12 protein-coding genes are annotated in these 15763 nt (G+C 71.6%); all 12 read left to right on the forward strand.

Annotated elements, in window-relative coordinates; translation table 11 throughout:
* Nucleotides 1-21: 21 nt before the first annotated feature.
* The 12 genes from QI633_RS05690 to QI633_RS05745 all read left to right on the forward strand — a co-directional run bounded on the left by QI633_RS05690 (nucleotide 22) and on the right by QI633_RS05745 (nucleotide 15763).
* Nucleotides 22-1251, forward strand: coding sequence for a helix-turn-helix domain-containing protein (locus QI633_RS05690; protein WP_282428376.1), 1230 nt, complete (start codon nucleotides 22-24; stop codon nucleotides 1249-1251).
* A 146-nt stretch (nucleotides 1252-1397) separates the two neighbouring features.
* A complete protein-coding gene (locus tag QI633_RS05695; protein ID WP_282428377.1) occupies nucleotides 1398-2759 on the forward strand; it encodes a solute carrier family 23 protein in 1362 nt (453 codons plus the stop codon).
* Nucleotides 2756-3622, forward strand: a complete 867-nt coding sequence (locus QI633_RS05700) for a xanthine dehydrogenase family protein subunit M (protein WP_282428378.1) — start codon at nucleotides 2756-2758, stop codon at nucleotides 3620-3622. The genes QI633_RS05695 and QI633_RS05700 overlap by 4 nt, the downstream gene beginning before the upstream one ends.
* Entirely contained in the window at nucleotides 3619-4119 is a 501-nt protein-coding gene (locus QI633_RS05705; RefSeq protein WP_141800023.1) for a (2Fe-2S)-binding protein, read from the forward strand. The genes QI633_RS05700 and QI633_RS05705 overlap by 4 nt, the downstream gene beginning before the upstream one ends.
* Nucleotides 4116-6506: an aerobic carbon-monoxide dehydrogenase large subunit gene (gene cutA / locus QI633_RS05710; RefSeq protein WP_282428379.1), complete on the forward strand. Its 2391-nt coding sequence runs from the start codon at nucleotides 4116-4118 to the stop codon at nucleotides 6504-6506. The genes QI633_RS05705 and cutA overlap by 4 nt, the downstream gene beginning before the upstream one ends.
* Nucleotides 6503-7135 (forward strand): carbon monoxide dehydrogenase subunit G, encoded by a 633-nt coding sequence (locus QI633_RS05715; RefSeq protein ID WP_282428380.1) that lies wholly within the window; start codon nucleotides 6503-6505, stop codon nucleotides 7133-7135. Before cutA ends, QI633_RS05715 begins: the two co-directional genes overlap by 4 nt.
* Complete coding sequence (locus tag QI633_RS05720; protein WP_282428381.1) at nucleotides 7132-8532, forward strand: amidase family protein; 1401 nt, start codon at nucleotides 7132-7134, stop codon at nucleotides 8530-8532. The genes QI633_RS05715 and QI633_RS05720 overlap by 4 nt, the downstream gene beginning before the upstream one ends.
* 237 nt (nucleotides 8533-8769) lie before the next feature.
* Complete coding sequence (locus QI633_RS05725) at nucleotides 8770-10848, forward strand: hydantoinase/oxoprolinase family protein (RefSeq protein WP_141800019.1); 2079 nt, start codon at nucleotides 8770-8772, stop codon at nucleotides 10846-10848.
* Nucleotide 10849: 1 nt separating this feature from the next.
* Complete coding sequence (locus QI633_RS05730; protein WP_282428382.1) at nucleotides 10850-12847, forward strand: hydantoinase B/oxoprolinase family protein; 1998 nt, start codon at nucleotides 10850-10852, stop codon at nucleotides 12845-12847.
* Nucleotides 12848-12866: 19 nt separating this feature from the next.
* Nucleotides 12867-13607, forward strand: a complete 741-nt coding sequence (locus tag QI633_RS05735) for an NmrA family NAD(P)-binding protein (RefSeq protein WP_282428383.1) — start codon at nucleotides 12867-12869, stop codon at nucleotides 13605-13607.
* Nucleotides 13608-13697: 90 nt separating this feature from the next.
* Nucleotides 13698-14633 carry a carbamate kinase gene (gene arcC / locus QI633_RS05740; protein WP_141800016.1) on the forward strand — a complete coding sequence of 312 codons (936 nt, stop codon included), beginning with the start codon at nucleotides 13698-13700 and terminating at the stop codon, nucleotides 14631-14633.
* A gap of 23 nt (nucleotides 14634-14656) precedes the next feature.
* On the forward strand, nucleotides 14657-15763 hold the full coding sequence (locus tag QI633_RS05745) for a ring-opening amidohydrolase (protein WP_141800015.1): 1107 nt from the start codon (nucleotides 14657-14659) through the stop codon (nucleotides 15761-15763).

The following is a 15763-nucleotide window of genomic DNA, read 5'->3' on the forward strand; positions in this document are numbered from 1 at the left end:
GGCATCCCGCACGATGGCGTCATGGACACAGACGAGCTGGCTGAGGCGCTCGCCCAGCTCGTGCTGGCCGGGGCCGACCTCGACGAGCTGGTGGCCGCGATCGGCGACGCCCTCGACGTGCACGTCGCGGTGACGACCACCGACGGCCGCGAGCGCGCGGCGCGCATCGACGATGCCATGCGCGAGCGGATCTCCGCCGCGGGGCTGACCGACGAGACCGGTCGGCTCCGGGTCGAGTGGCTGGGGGACCGGGGCGGCCACGAGGGCCAGCCGGTGTCCGGTGCGCACGTGCACCGCGAGCCGCTCGCCGCGCCCAACCAGGCCCTCGGGCACCTGGTCGCCGTCGCCGACCACGGGATGGTGCCGCAGCAGGTCGTCGCGCTGCAGCGTGCGGCGACAGCGGTGTCGTTGTGGATCACCCGCGAGCAGGCGGTCTCGGCGGTGGAGAACAAGTACCGCGGCGACTTCCTGCGCGACGTCTTCCTCGGCCGCGCCGGCAGCGACGACTTCGTGCGCGAGCACGTCGTCGGCTTCGGCTGGGACCTGAGCCGCCCCACGATCGTGCTCGCCGCGCAGATCGACCCGCAGCCGTCGTACCAGGCGCCGGCCTCGGTCGAGGACCGCCGCCACTGGCAGGAGCGCTTCGCCAACGCCTGGCGCCAGGTCTCCGCCTCGGTCGACCGCGCCATCCCGATCGCCGACTTCGGCTCCGAGGTGGTGGCGGTGCTGCCGGCCGAGGACGGCGAGGCCACCGCCGCACTCGTACGACGACTGGTGGTCGCGGTCGCCGGCGACAAGGGCGGCGGGCGCCGTCCGTTCACCGCCGGGGTCGGCCGCGTGGCCGCGAGCCCGTCCGGACTGCCGGACAGCTACACCCAGGCGCGGCGTGCGCTCGAGGTCGGCCGCCGGTTCCGCGGGTCGAGCACGACCACCTGGTTCGACGACCTGGGCCTGCACCGGCTGATCGCGATGGTGCCCGACACCGAGGAGCTGCGCGCCTTCGCGCACGACGTGCTCGGCGAGCTGGCCGGATCGTCGGAGGAGGCGGTGACCCTGCGCGAGACGCTGCAGGTCCTGCTCAACACCAACTTCAACGTGGCCGAGGCCGCGCGCACGCAGTTCTTCCACTACAACACGATGCGCTACCGGGTCGGGAAGCTCGAGCGGATGCTCGGCCCGGTCGCGTCCGACCAGAACCTGCGCCTCGACGTGGCCGTGGCGCTCAAGGTGCTCGAAGTCGTCAGCCGGTGAATCGCGGGCAACTTCCGCCAGCAGTTCCCGGGGATCCTTTGGCGAATGTGGCCAGTGAGGTGTGATCTGGCCCTCAATAGGTTGGTGAGTCTCGGGAGCCCCAAGTGGGACCAGTGAGCACAGCCCCAGATTCAGGAGGACTCAGCATGTCGATGTTCAAGTGGGAGGTAGTCGACCCGGCGCCGGGCGAGCCCGTCGCGCCGAACCAGCGGCTCCCGTGGGGTCGGACGGTAGGCCTGGGAGCACAGCACGTCGTCGCCATGTTCGGCGCGACGTTCGTGTTCCCGCTGGTGATGGGCCTCGACCCGAACCTCGCCATCATGTTCTCGGGTCTGTGCACGATCGGCTTCCTGCTGATCTGCAACAACAAGGTGCCGAGCTACCTCGGCACCAGCGCGTCGTTCGTCGCTGGTGTGGCCGCCATCCGCACCCAGGGCGGCGACTCGGCCGACGTCACCGGCGCGATCCTGGTCGCGGGTCTCGTGCTGGCCGCGATCGGTGTCGCCGTCCACTTCGCGGGCGCCGGCCTGATCCACAAGATCCTTCCGCCCGCCGTCACCGGCGCGGTCGTCATGCTGATCGGCTTCAACCTGGCACCGGTCGTCGCCGGCATCTACTGGCCCCAGGACCAGTGGATCGCCCTGCTCACCGCGGCCTTCATGGTGTGCGCCTCGGTACTGCTGCCGGGCTTCTGGTCGCGGATCGCGGTCTTCCTCGCCCTCATCTTCGGCTTCGTCGCATCGATCCTCGCCGACAAGATCTTCGGCCAGATCACCTCGGTCGCAGGCGGCGCCACCGAGGCCACCGCGCACGACCGTGTCTCGTGGGCCGGTGTGAAGGCGGCCGACTGGGTCGGCTTCCCGAGCGGCAAGCTCGCCGACGGCGTCTCGGTCATCCACGGCCCGAGCTTCTCGATGACCTTCATCCTGCTGGTGCTGCCCGGTGTCATCGCCCTCATCGCCGAGAACACCGGCCACGTCAAGGCCGTCGCCGAGATGACCGGTGAGAACCTCGACCCGTACATGGGCCGCGCGATCGGTGCCGACGGTGCCGCGACCGCGGTCGCCAGCCTCTTCGGCGGCTCGCCGACCACGACGTACGCCGAGAACATCGGCGTCATGGGTGCGACGAAGGTCTACTCGACCGCGGCCTACTACGTCGCCGGAGCCGTCGCGATCCTGCTCGGCCTGTGCCCGAAGTTCGGCGCCGTCGTCAACGCCACTCCCGGCGGTGTCCTCGGCGGGATCACGGTCGTGCTGTACGGCATGATCGGCCTGGTCGGCGCCAAGATCTGGGTCGAGAACCGGGTCGACTTCGGCAACCCGGTCAACATGGTCGGCCTCGCCGCGGGCCTGATCGCCGGCATCGGCGGCGTCACGCTCGAGATCACCGACGACTTCGAGCTCGGCGGCATCGCCCTCGGCACGATCCTCGTCATCGTCTTCTTCCACGCCGTGAAGGGACGCTCCGTCGACGCCACTTCGGGAGAGGTGACCAAGAGGCTGTGAAGCCCGCACCATTCGACTACGTCCGGCCGGGGTCCCTGGAGGAAGCCCTCCAGGCCCTGGCCGGGCACCCGGGGGCCAAGGTCCTCGCCGGAGGACAGAGCCTCGTCCCGCTCCTCTCGATGCGGCTGGCCGCACCTGCGGTGCTGGTCGACATCAACGACCTGCCCGACCTGGACCACGTCCGGGTCAGCGCCGACGGCGTCCGGATCGGCGCCCTCGCCCGGCACGCCGCGGTCCTGCGCGACCCCGACGTCGCCCGGGTGCAGCCGCTGGTGCCCCTCGCACTGGCCAACGTCGCGCACGCGACGATCCGCAACCGCGGCACCACCGTCGGCTCGCTGGTCCACGCGGACGCGGCGGCCGAGATGCCGATGGTGCTGCGGCTGCTGGACGGCTCGCTCGACGTCGCCGGACCCGGCGGGCGTCGTACGATCCCCGTCGCGGAGCTGTACGTCGGCCCGCTCGAGTCCAGCCTGCACCACGACGAGATCGCGGTCGAGGCGTTCTTCCCGGCGCTCGCACCCCACACCGGGGTGGCGTTCGAGGAGATCGCCCGCCGGCACGGCGACTACGCCATGTGCGGCGTCGCGGCCGTCGTCACCCTCGACGGCGACCGGGTGGTGCAGGCGAGAGCCGGCTACCTCTCCGTCTCCGACGTCCCGGCCGTCATCGACCTGACCGACGCCCTCGGCGGCGAGGTCACCGAGGCGTCGCTGGCCGCCGCGGCCGATGCCGCGCTGGAGCAGCTGGAGCCGGAGACCGACATCCACGCCACGGCCGACTACCGCGCACACCTCGCCCGGGTGCTGACCGCGCGGGTCGTGACCGCAGCCCACGAGAACGCACGGGAGGCACGCTCGTGACCGAGCAGACCCACGAGATCAGGCTCAACGTCAACGGCGTCGAGCACGAGGCGGCCGTGCCCGCCCGCCGGCTGCTGTCCGACGCGCTGCGCCACGACCTCGGCCTGACCGGCACCCACGTCGGCTGCGAGCACGGCGTCTGCGGCGCGTGCACCGTCCTGGTCGACGGCCAGCCGATGCGCAGCTGCCTGATGTTCGCCGTCTCCGCGGCCGGGCACGAGATCACCACCGTCGAGGGCCTGGCCCGACCCGACGGCGAGCTCGGCCCGGTGCAGCAGGCGTTCCGCGAGTGCCACGGCCTGCAGTGCGGCTTCTGCACCCCCGGCTTCCTCACCACGATCACCGCCGGCATCGCCGAGAACCCCGACCCCACCGAGGACGAGGCCCGCGACATGGTCGCCGGCAACCTGTGCCGCTGCACGGGCTACCAGAACATCGTCAAGGCGGTCTGCCGGGCGGCCGAGCTGGCCCGCGCCGACGAGGACGGTGCCGCATGACGACGAAGATGATGGGCGCGAAGGTCCAGCGCGTCGAGGACGACCGGCTGGTGCGCGGGACCGGACGCTACGTCGACGACGTGGCCCCCGACGCGCTGCACGCCGCCGTGCTGCGCAGCCCCCACGCCCACGCGCGGATCGTGTCGATCGACGTCGACGCCGTCCTCGACGTCGAGGGCGTGCACGCGGTGTGGACCCACGAGGACCTCGAGGGCGCGATGGCCGACCCGCTGCCGCTGCTCATCCCGCACCCCACGCTGACCCACGGCCGCACCCAGTACGCGCTGGCGAAGGACGAGGTCAACTACGTCGGCGAGGCGATCGCGTTCGTCGTCGCCGACGACCGCTACGTCGCCGAGGACGCGCTCGCGCAGATCGTCGTCGAGTACGACCTGCTGCCCGCCGTCGTCGGCATCGAGGCCGCGCGCTCGGGCGCCCAGCTGGTGCACGACGACGTACCCGGCAACGTGGCGGCCCGGATGGAGCAGTCCAACGGCGACGCCGCGGCCGCCATCGCCGCCGCGCCCCACACGCTCTCCCTCGACCTGCACATCGAGCGCAGCGCCTGCATGCCGATGGAGGGTCGCGGCACCGTCGCGCGCTGGGACCCCGACCAGAACCGCCTCCAGGTGTGGACCTCCACCCAGACCTCGACCGGCGTGCGCGCCGCCGTCGCGGCCAAGCTCGGACTCGACCTCGGCCAGGTCGACGTGATCACGCCCGACGTGGGCGGCGGCTTCGGCGTCAAGATCGTGCACCCGTGGCCCGAGGAGCTCCTCGTCCCGCTCGCCGCGCAGCGGCTCGGCCGGGCCGTGAAGTTCACCGAGGACCGGCGCGAGCACTTCATCTCCTCGGCCCACGAGCGGGCCCAGGTGCACCACGTCGAGGTCGGCTTCGACGACGAGGGCCGGGTGCTCGGCCTGGACGTGCGGTTCTGGCACGACCACGGCGCCTACACGCCGTACGGCCTGATCGTCCCGATCATCACGTCCACGCAGCTGCTCGGGCCCTACAAGCCCGGCGCCTATCACGTGCAGTTCGACTCGCTCTACACGAACACCGTCATCGTCACGCCGTACCGTGGCGCGGGCCGGCCACAGGGCTGCTTCGTGATGGAGCGGACCATGGACGCGATCGCCGCCGAGCTCGGCAAGGACCGCGCGGACGTGCGGGCCCTCAACTTCATCCAGCCCGACGAGTTCCCCTACGACCAGGGCCTGATCTTCCAGGACGGTCGCGAGCTGACGTACGACTCCGGCGACTACCCGGCGATGCTCGACAAGATCAAGGAGCTCGTCGACTGGGACCACTTCGAGGACTTCCGCGCGGCGAAGGCGGCGGAGGGCAAGCGGGTCGGCCTCGGCCTGGCCTGCTACGTCGAGGGCACCGGCGTCGGCCCCTACGAGGGCGCCCACGTGCACATCGAGACCTCCGGCAAGGTGAAGGTCGCCACCGGCCTGACCTCGCAGGGCCAGGGCCACCAGACGGCGTTCGCCCAGATCGTCGCCGACGAGCTCGGGGTGCGCTTCGAGGACGTCGAGATCACCACCGGCGACACCCGCCGGATGCCGTACGCCGTGGGCACCTTCGCCTCGCGTGCGGCGGTGATGAGCGGCTCGGCCATCCACCTCGCCGCGAAGCGCGCGAAGGAGAAGGCACTGCGGATCGCGGCCGACGCGCTCGAGGCAGACATCGAGGACCTCGAGATCGTCGACGGCGTCGTCAGCGTCAAGGGCACCGACTCGTCCATCCCGCTGGGCACGGTCGCCGTGCTGTCCAACCCGCTGCGCTACGCCTTCGACGAGGCGTCCAAGGCCGCCACCCAGTTCAACGTCGGCGACCCGACGAAGCCGCCGGTCGCCGAGGACGACGAGCCGGGCCTGGAGGGCAAGGACTTCTACTCGCCGCCGCGCTCGACCTTCGCCTCGGGCATGCACGCGGTGATCGTCGAGACCGACGTGGACACCGCGGAGATCCGGATCCTCAAGTACGCCGTCGTCCACGACTGTGGCCACCTGATCAACCCGATGATCGTCGAGGGCCAGATCCACGGCGGCGTGGCACAGGGCGTCGGCGGCGCGCTCTACGAGCGGATGGCGTACGACGAGTCCGGCCAGCTGCTCAACGCGTCCTTCATGGACTTCCTGATGCCCTACGTCACCGAGGTGCCGACCAGCATCGAGATCGACCACCTGGAGACGCCGTCCCCGCTCAACCCGCTCGGCATCAAGGGTGCCGGGGAGGCCGGTGTGATCCCCGGGTCCGCCGCCTTCGCCGCCGCCATCGAGGACGCCGAGCGGCTGCCGATCACCGCCATGCCCATCTCGCCGTCGGAGCTGTTCGCGCTCCGGGCGGCCCACGCCCCCCACGCTCAGGAGTCGAAGTGAAGATCTCCGGTCAGAACACCATCGCCGCGCCCGTCGAGAAGGTCTGGGAGGCGATCCTCGACCCGCGGGTCCTGGTCGCGACCATCCCCGGCTGCGAGCAGCTCGAGGCCACCGGCGAGAACGCCTACGCGATGACGGTCAGCGCCGGCGTCGCGGCGATCAAGGGGACCTACTCGGGCTCCTGCGTGCTCGAGGACCTGCGCGTCAACGACGGGCTGACCATGAAGCTCAAGGGCGCCGGTGCTCCCGGCACCATCGACGCGACCGTCCTGGTGACGTTCAAGGACGACGGCGGCCAGACCGTCCTGTCGTACGACGCCGACGCGGTCGTCGGCGGCATGATCGGCGGCGTCGGCCAGCGGATGCTGACCAGCGTCTCGCGGCGGATGGCCGCCGAGTTCTTCGGCAACGTCGAGAAGGTGATCGCCAACGGGCTGCCCACCGCGGCCGCCGGTGGTGCGCCCGTGGAGACCGTGTCCGCCGAGGGCGCGCCGGTCTTCGCGGCTCCTGCGAAGGTGTCGGCGGCCCCGTCCGTGGGTGGCGAGTCGTTCCTCATGGGTGTCGCGGTCGGCGGCGGGCTGGTGCTCGCCGGCGTGATCGTGGGCGGGCTGCTGGGCCGCCGTCGATGACCGCGACCACCTCGCTGTCGGTCGACTCGACCGCACGCGACCAGGCGGCCGCCGTACGACGCCGGGAGATCTCCGCGCGCGAGCTGCTCGACCTGCACCTCGAGCGGATCGCCGAGCGCAACCCGCAGCTCAACGCGATCGTCTCGCTCGACGAGTCACGCGCACGCGCTGGCGCTCTCGCTGCTGACGAGGCGCTGGCGTCGGGTGCGGAGGTCGGTGCGTTGCACGGGCTGCCGTTCGCGTTCAAGGACACCCACGCGGTGGGAGGCTGGCGCACGACGTACGGCTCCACCGTGATGGCCTCGAACGTGCCGGAGCACGACGAGCTGATCGTCGAGCGGGTGCGCGCCGCGGGCGCCTTCACGATCGGCAAGACCAACGTGCCCGAGTTCGCCGCGGGCTCGCACACCTTCAACAAGGTCTTCGGCACCACGCTCAACCCCGTCGACCCCACGCGCTCCGCGGGCGGGTCCAGCGGGGGAGCGGCCTGTGCGCTGGCGGCCGGCATGGTGCCGCTCGCCGACGGCTCCGACATGGGCGGCTCACTGCGCAACCCCGCGTCCTTCTGTGGCGTGGTCGGGATGCGGCCCAGCCTGGGCCGGGTGCCCGAGTGGCCGCTCTACAACCAGTGGGAGACCACGTCGGTCGGCGGCCCGATGGCCCGCAACGTCGGCGACCTCGCCCTGCTGCTGTCCGTCATGGCCGGTCCGGACCCGCGTGCGCCCCAGGCGTTGGGTTCTCCCGGATCCGCCTTCGCGTCACCGACGCCGGCCTCGCTCGCCGGGCTGAAGGTCGCGCTCAGCGTCGACCTCGGCGGCGCGCTCGAGGTGGACCACGAGGTGGCGGCCGTCGTCGAGGCGGCCGGACGCGCGCTGGCCGGCGCCGGGGCTGCCGTCGGGTCGGCGTACCCGGACCTGTCGCTCGCCGAGGACACCTTCCGCACCCTGCGCGCCTGGCACTTCCAGGCCAAGCTGGGCTCGCTGCTCGCCGCGCACCCCGACGACTTCAAGCCCTCCCTGGCCGACAACATCCGGCTCGGCGAGGCCCTGACGGGCGCGGACGTCGCGCGGGCCTACACGCAGCGGACCGCGCTGTCGGAGACGATGCGGCTGTTCTTCGGCGACCACGACGTGCTCGTGCTCCCCGTCTCCCAGGTCCCGCCGTTCCCGGCCGACCAGGAGTTCCCGACCGAGATCAACGGCAAGGAGATGGCGACCTACCTCGACTGGATGCGGTCGGCGTACTTCATCACCGTCACCGGCTGCCCGGCCATCTCGGTGCCCTTCGGCACGACCTCGACCGGGCTGCCGGTGGGGGTCCAGCTGGTCGCCCGGCACGGTGCCGACCTGCAGCTGCTCGAGGTGGCCCTGGCCGTCGAGGAGCTGGCCGCTCGCTGATCGGTGGCAGTCGCTCGGCCAGTTTCACCGGCCGACCGGTGAAACTGGCGCTTGGACGAGGAAGCTTCCTCGTCCAGGCGCCAGTTTTGTCGTCCCGGATGGGAGTTTCACCGGTCGACCGGTGAAACTCCCACCCGGCCGAGCAACGACAGCGGGGCAACATCTGCCCACGACCGGCCGATCCATCGGCAGATGATGCCGTCGTGCAGCGCGACGTGGCTCACTTGAATGTGAGTCATGACAGCGAGGCGGATCAGGATCGGCATCGACACCGGCGGCACGTTCACCGACGTCGTGGCCTTCGACGAGGACAGCGGTGAGGTCGTCACGACCAAGACCCCGAGCACGCCGGGGAACCCGGCCGACGGGTTCCTGGCGGGCATCGACAAGGTGCTGGGGATCGCGGGGGCGGAGTTCGGCGACGTCGTCGCCGTCAGCCACGGCACCACGGTCGCGACCAACCAGCTGCTCGAGGGCAAGGTGGACGCGCTCGGGTTCATCACCACCGAGGGCTACGAGGCGATGCTCGAGATCGCCCGCCAGTCCGTGCCGGACGGCTACGGCAACTCCTACTTCTGGGTGAAGCCGGACCGGATCGTGCCGCGCGACCTGGTCAAGGGCGTCGGTGGCCGGCTCGACTTCACCGGCGCGGAGATCCGACCGTTCGACGAGGACGGCGCCCGCACGGTGGCCCGCTGGTTCAAGGCGAAGGGCATCGACACCCTGGGTGTCTGCTTCCTGCACGCGTACGCCAACCCGGCGCACGAGGAGCGGATGCGCGAGATCATCGCCGAGGAGCACCCGGACGCCGTCGTCTCCATCTCCAGCGAGGTGCTGCGCGAGTACCGCGAGTACGAGCGCTCGATGACCACCCTGGTCGACGCCGCGGTCAAGCCGAAGCTGAGCCGCTACGTCAACAACATCAAGGACCGGCTCGCCACCCAGAGCGGCCGGACCATCCCGTTCTACGTGATGAAGTCCAACGGCGGCGTGCTCTCGGCCGACGAGGTCGTGCACCAGCCGATCACCACCGTGCTCTCCGGCCCCGCGGCCGGCGCGCTCGGCGCCGCGCTGATCGCCAAGGTCGCGGGCTTCGACAAGGTGCTCACCTCCGACGGCGGCGGTACGTCGACCGACGTCTCCGTCGTCATCGACGGCGACCCGACGCTGACCACCGAGGGCAGCGTGGGCGTGTACCCGTCCAAGATCCCGATGATCGACGTCGTCACCGTCGGCGCGGGCGGCGGCTCGATCGCCTGGCTCTCGCCCGAGGGCACCCTCAAGGTCGGCCCCCACTCGGCCGGCGCCGACCCGGGCCCGATCTGCTACCGCAAGGGCGGGTCCGAGGTCACCATCACCGACGCGCACGTCTTCCTCGGCCGGATCCCTCCGCACCTGCTCGGTGGCGAGATCCCGCTCGACGTCGACGCCGCCAGCGCCGCGATCCAGCAGCTCGCCGGCAAGCTCGGCATCTCCGCCGAGGCCTGCGCCACCGGCATCCTCGAGATCTCCGCGTGGAACCAGGCCAACGCGCTGCGCCAGGTCACCGTCAAGCGCGGCCTCGACGTCCGCGACTTCACCCTCACCACCTTCGGTGGCTCGGGCTCGCTGCTGCTGTGCCGGCTGATGGACATCCTCAACGTCCCGACCGTGCTGGTCCCGCCGAACCCGGGCAATGTCTCGGCCTTCGGCCTGCTCACCGTCGACGTCAAGAACGACTACGTGCAGACCCACGTCGCGCTCCAGGAGAACCTGGACCCGGCCGACCTGCAGCAGGAGTACGACGTCCTCACCGCCCGCGCCGCCGAGGCGCTGAGCAAGGAGGGCTTCGCGGAGGCCGACCACGTCTTCGTGCGGACCGCGGACGTGCGCTACTTCGGCCAGGCGTTCGAGGTGCGCGTCGGCGTACCGGACGGGCCGATCACCCCCGAGACGCTGGCCACGGTGGCCGAGCGCTTCCACGCCGAGCACCGGGTGCTCTACGGCTACGACTTCTCCGGCGACGCGTCCCAGCAGGTCGAGGTCGTCAACCTGCGCGTCTCCGGCGTCGGCCCGATCAAGCGGCCCGAGATCCTGCGCGCCGACGGCGCGAAGCCGCAGCCGCAGCAGACCGGCTCGCGCTCGATCTGCTTCGACGCCGAGGCGGGGTACGTCGAGACGCCGGTCTTCTGGCGCACCGACCTGCCCGCGGGGCAGGTGCTCACCGGCCCGGTGATCATCGAGGAGTTCGGCTCCACCGTGCCCATTCACCCCGGTTTCACCGCCCGGGTCGACGACTACGCCAACATCATCGTGACGCGCTCGGAGGAGAGCTGACATGTGCCTGAGCTGCCAGACCATCCACAACGGCGCCGCACCTGCCGACCACGCGCATGACGCCCACACCGGCTCGCGCCGCGCACCCACGCAGTTCCCGTTCGGCACCCTGACCGCCGACGCCGGCCGCAGCGCCGACCCGGTGCTCGTCGAGATCGTCCAGGGCTCGCTCGCCGCCGTCGAGCACGAGGTCGAGACCGCCATCGCGCGGACCTCGCGCAGCCCGATGATCCGCGACGCGCACGACTTCCGTGCCGGCATCCACGACCGCCTGCTGCGCAAGCTGACCGGCCGCTCGTACTCCGCGCTCGTGCACCCCGTCGCCCGGGACTTCCCGATCGAGGAGATGAAGGAGGGTGACGTCTTCTTCCACAACGACGTCTACCTGTCCGAGGGCGGGATCGGCCACCTCCCCGACCTGTGCGTCACCGTCCCGGTGTTCGCCGGGGCCGAGGGGGAGCGCCGTGTCGTCGGCTTCATCCAGGCCTTCGGCCACCACGACGACATCGGCGGCGCGGTGCCCGGCTCGATGCCCTCGCACGCCACCAGCGTGTTCGAGGAGGGCCTCGCCGTGCCCCCGATCAAGCTGTGGGACGCCGGCGTGCCCAACAAGGCGGCGCTGCGGATCATGACCCGCAACTCGCGGATGCCCGAGTCCCTGGCCGCCGACCTCGACGCCGAGTGCTCGGCCTGCCTGATGGGCGCGCGGCGCCTGGGCGAGCTCTTCGACCGCTACGGCATCGAGACCGTCGAGGCCTGCTTCGACGCCGTCATCGACCGCTCCACCGAGACCTACCGCCGCGAGATCCTCTCCAAGATCCCCGTCGGCAGCTGGACCTGGGAGGACTACGCCGAGCACGACGGCGTCGACGAGCCGCAGCTGCACACGCAGCGGATCACGCTGACCCGCACCGCGGCCGACGACCCCGAGGGCGAGCGGCTGATCCTCGACTTCGACGGCACCGGGCCGCAGGCCAAGGGCCCGATCAACCACTGCGGCGACTACTCCGACGGTGTCTTCCTCAAGAAGTGGCTCGCGCCGATCCTGCGCAACCTCGCCGACACCCCGGAGCGGATGGCCGAGCTCGACGTCAACGAGGGCGTGGTGCCGCTGATCGAGATGCGGTTCCCGCCCCCGGGCACCCTGCTCACGCCGGTCTTCCCGGCGCCGACGAACGCCCGCACGTTCGTCATCCTGCGCCTGCTCGGCGTGCTCGCCGGCGTGATCGCCAAGGCGGTCGACGGCAAGATGCCGGCCGACCAGGAGACGATCCGCTACACCGGTGTGTACGGCGAGGACCTCGACGGCCGCTCGTACCTCATGCGCGAGGTGCTCGGCGGCGGCTCCGGCGGTCGCTACTACGCCGACGGCGAGGACACCATCCACGTCGTACCGGACTCGCGGAACCTCCCCACGGAGTTCACCGAGTCGCGCTTCCCGTTCGTGGTCGAGTCGCTCGGGCTCGCCATGGACTCCGGCGGCGCCGGCCAGTTCCGCGGCGGCCTGGGCTACGAGAAGCACATCCGGATGCTCAAGGACGCCAACTTCATGTCCATCGCCGACCGCTCGATCCTCGCCTGCTGGGGCGTCAAGGGCGGCAAGGCCGGCAAGCCGTTCCAGGTCACCATCGACCCGGGCGGCCCCAACGAGCGCGAGGTCGACGCCCTCGCCGACTCCGAGCCCGTCGTGACCGGTGAGGTCATCCGGATCCGCACCACCGGCGGCGGCGGCTGGGGCAACCCGGCCGACCGCGACCCGGCGCTGGTCGTGCGCGACGTCGTGTGGCGCAAGGTCTCCCCGGAGGCCGCGCTCGCCGACTACGGCGTGGTCCTCACCGGCTCGCTCGACGACGACACCCTCGGGTACGACGCCGACGCGACCACCGCCGAGCGGGCCTCCCGCCCGGTGCCCGCGGCCGACGACGCGTTCTTCGACCGCGGCCCCGGCTATGGCGCACTCGCCGGTGGTGCCACCGCCGCCGCGGTGGACGTGCTCTGAGGGAACGCAGGAGCAGACGATGAAGGTCGCGATCCTCGGAGGATCCGGCAAGACCGGTCGCGCCGTCGGCGCGGCCCTGGCCCAGGCGGGCGTGGCGACACGCCCCCTGGGCCGGGCCGCGTTCGGCGACCTGCCGGCCGCCCTGGCCGGCGCCGACGCCGTGCACGTGATCGCCCCCAACCTGCACCCCGACGAGCCGGCGTACGTCGCAACCGTGCTCGCCGCCGCCACCGAGGCCGGCGTCGGGCGGGTGGGCTACCACTCGGTGGCCTCGCCGTACGTCCCCGCCATGCCGCACCACCTCGGCAAGGCCGTCTCGGAGGACCTGGTCCGCCGCTCCGGCCTGGCCTGGACGATCCTCCAGCCCTGCGCCTACGTGCAGAACCTGCTGCCCGCCCTGCGCTCCGGCGCCCTCGAGGTGCCCTACTCCGTCGACACCCCGTTCGGGATGGTCGACCTGCACGACGTCGCCGCCGCGACCGCGGTCGTGCTCACCGGCGACGCGCACGTCGGTGCGACCTACGAGCTCGGCGGCCCCGCCCTGGTCTCGGTCGCCGACGTGGCCGCCGCCGCGGGCGTCCCCGCCCGCCGGGTCCCCGCCGCCGACGACGTGCACCCGTGGCTGCAGGCGATGTTCGACTACTACGACGACCACGGCCTGCCCACCGGCGGCGTACCGCTGGCCGCCCTGCTCGGCCGCACGCCCGCGTCGGTCGCCGAGGTGCTGGCCCGGGAGCTCGCGGCCGATCCCGGCGCGTGAGAACCGCTGGCAGGTGTTGCCAGCCTTCGCCGCCCGAGTTGGCTGTTCCTCACGATGAACGACGGTGATCCGGCTCACTAGGTTCGCTGCATGAGGATCCTGCTGGCACTCGGCGGCAACGCGATGACGTCCCCCGACGGGAAGGCCCGTCCGGAGGACCAGATCGCGGCCGCGACCGAGGCGATGGAGGCCGTGGCCGACCTGGTCGCGGCCGGTGTCGACGTCGTCATCACCCACGGGAACGGGCCGCAGGTCGGCAACCTGCTCGTGAAGAACGAGCTGGCCGCGACCGTCGTACCTCCCGTCCCGCTCGACTGGTGCGGTGCCCAGACCCAGGGCACCCTCGGCGACATCTTGATGAACGCGCTCGACGGCGCACTCGCCGCCCGCGGCCTCACCCGGCCCACCGCGGCCCTGGTCACCCGCACCCGGGTCGACGCCGCCGACCCGGCGTTCGCGGCGCCGAGCAAGCCGGTCGGCCGCTACCTCCCGGCCGACGAGGCACGCACCATGATCGAGCACGGCGAGACCTGGGAGGACCGCGGCGAGCGCGGCTGGCGCCGCGTCGTGGCCTCGCCCGAGCCGCTCGAGGTCCTCGACGCCCCGGCCGCCGTCGCGCTGGTCGACGCCGGCTTCGTCGTCATCGCCAACGGCGGTGGCGGCATCCCGACGGTCCGCAACGCCGACGGCAGCCTGGCCGGCGTCGAGGCCGTCATCGACAAGGACCTGGGCGCCGCGCTGCTCGCCCAGGCGATCGAGGTCGACCTCCTCGTCATCGCCACCGACGTCGCGCACGCCGTGCTCGGCTTCGGCACCCCCGACGCCGCCGACATCGGTCAGGTCACCCTCGACCAGATGCGGAAGTACGCCGCCGACGGCCACTTCGCCGGCGGCTCCATGGGCCCCAAGGTCGACGCGGTCTGCCGCTTCGTCGCCAGCTCGGGCCGCCGCGGCGTCATCACCGACCTCGGCAGCATCCTCGCGGCCGCCGAGGGGCGCGCCGGAACCATCGTCACCCCCAACTGAAGAACCCCGAAAGGAACCCGACCATGCCTTCTGCCATCGAGGTCCGCAAGGTCCCGATCCACTCCGTCGCCGACGCGTCCGAGCTGGCCAAGCTCATCGACGACGGCGTCTTCAAGGCCGACCGCGTCATCGCGATCATCGGCAAGACCGAGGGCAACGGCGGGGTGAACGACTACACCCGGATCATCGCCGACCGTGCCTTCCGCGAGGTGCTCGTCGACAAGGGCGCGCCGGTCGACCAGGTCAAGCAGGTCCCGATCGTGTGGTCGGGCGGCACCGACGGCGTGATCAGCCCCCACGCCACCATCTTCGCGACCGTCGACGTCGCCGAGGACGACCCCAGCCGCGAGGAGCAGCGCCTCACCGTCGGCTTCGCGATGAGCGAGCCGATCCTGCCCGAGGAGATCGGGTACGTCGCGATGATCGAGAAGGTCGCCGCGGGCGTGAAGGTCGCCATGGAGCGCGCCGGCATCACCGACCCGGCCGACGTGCACTACGTGCAGACCAAGACGCCGCTGCTCACCATCCACACCATCCGTGACGCGCACAGCCGCGGCAAGGAGGTCTGGACCGAGCACACCCACGAGTCGATGGACCTGTCCAACGGCGTCACCGGCCTCGGTATCGCCGTCGCCCTCGGCGAGATCGAGATGCCGACCGACGCCGACGTCATGAACAACCGCGACCTCTACTCCTCGGTGGCCTCCTGCTCCTCGGGCGTCGAGCTCGACGTCGCCCAGATCGTCGTCGTCGGCAACGCGACCGGCGTCGGCGGCCGCTACCGGATCGGCCACTCGGTGATGAACGACGCCCTTGACCAGGACGGCATCTGGAACGCCATCAAGGACGCCGGCCTCGACCTGCCCGAGCGCCCGCACTCCTCCGACCTGCAGGGTCGCCTGGTCAACGTCTTCCTCAAGTGCGAGGCGTCCCAGAACGGTGAGGTCCGTGGTCGCCGCAACGCCATGCTCGACGACTCCGACGTGCACTGGCACCGCCAGATCAAGTCGTGCGTCGGTGGCGTCACCGCTGCCGTGACCGGGGACCCTGCTGTCTTCGTCTCGGTCTCCGCCGCCCACCAGGGCCCGGAGGGTGGCGGCCCCGTGGCCGCCATCGTCGACCTGGGCTGA

Source organism: Nocardioides sp. QY071 (assembly GCF_029961765.1).
Classification (GTDB): Bacteria; Actinomycetota; Actinomycetes; order Propionibacteriales; family Nocardioidaceae; genus Nocardioides.

Bases quoted from the DNA above. Each gene is read 5' to 3' on its own strand.
- QI633_RS05690 (WP_282428376.1), top strand. From the start codon at position 22: ATGGACACAGACGAGCTGGCTGAGGCGCTCGCCCAGCTCGTGCTGGCC.
- QI633_RS05695 (WP_282428377.1), top strand. From the start codon at position 1,398: ATGTCGATGTTCAAGTGGGAGGTAGTCGACCCGGCGCCGGGCGAGCCC.
- cutA (WP_282428379.1), top strand. From the start codon at position 4,116: ATGACGACGAAGATGATGGGCGCGAAGGTCCAGCGCGTCGAGGACGAC.
- QI633_RS05720 (WP_282428381.1), top strand. From the start codon at position 7,132: ATGACCGCGACCACCTCGCTGTCGGTCGACTCGACCGCACGCGACCAG.
- QI633_RS05725 (WP_141800019.1), top strand. From the start codon at position 8,770: ATGACAGCGAGGCGGATCAGGATCGGCATCGACACCGGCGGCACGTTC.
- QI633_RS05730 (WP_282428382.1), top strand. From the start codon at position 10,850: ATGTGCCTGAGCTGCCAGACCATCCACAACGGCGCCGCACCTGCCGAC.
- QI633_RS05735 (WP_282428383.1), top strand. From the start codon at position 12,867: ATGAAGGTCGCGATCCTCGGAGGATCCGGCAAGACCGGTCGCGCCGTC.
- arcC (WP_141800016.1), top strand. From the start codon at position 13,698: ATGAGGATCCTGCTGGCACTCGGCGGCAACGCGATGACGTCCCCCGAC.
- QI633_RS05745 (WP_141800015.1), top strand. From the start codon at position 14,657: ATGCCTTCTGCCATCGAGGTCCGCAAGGTCCCGATCCACTCCGTCGCC.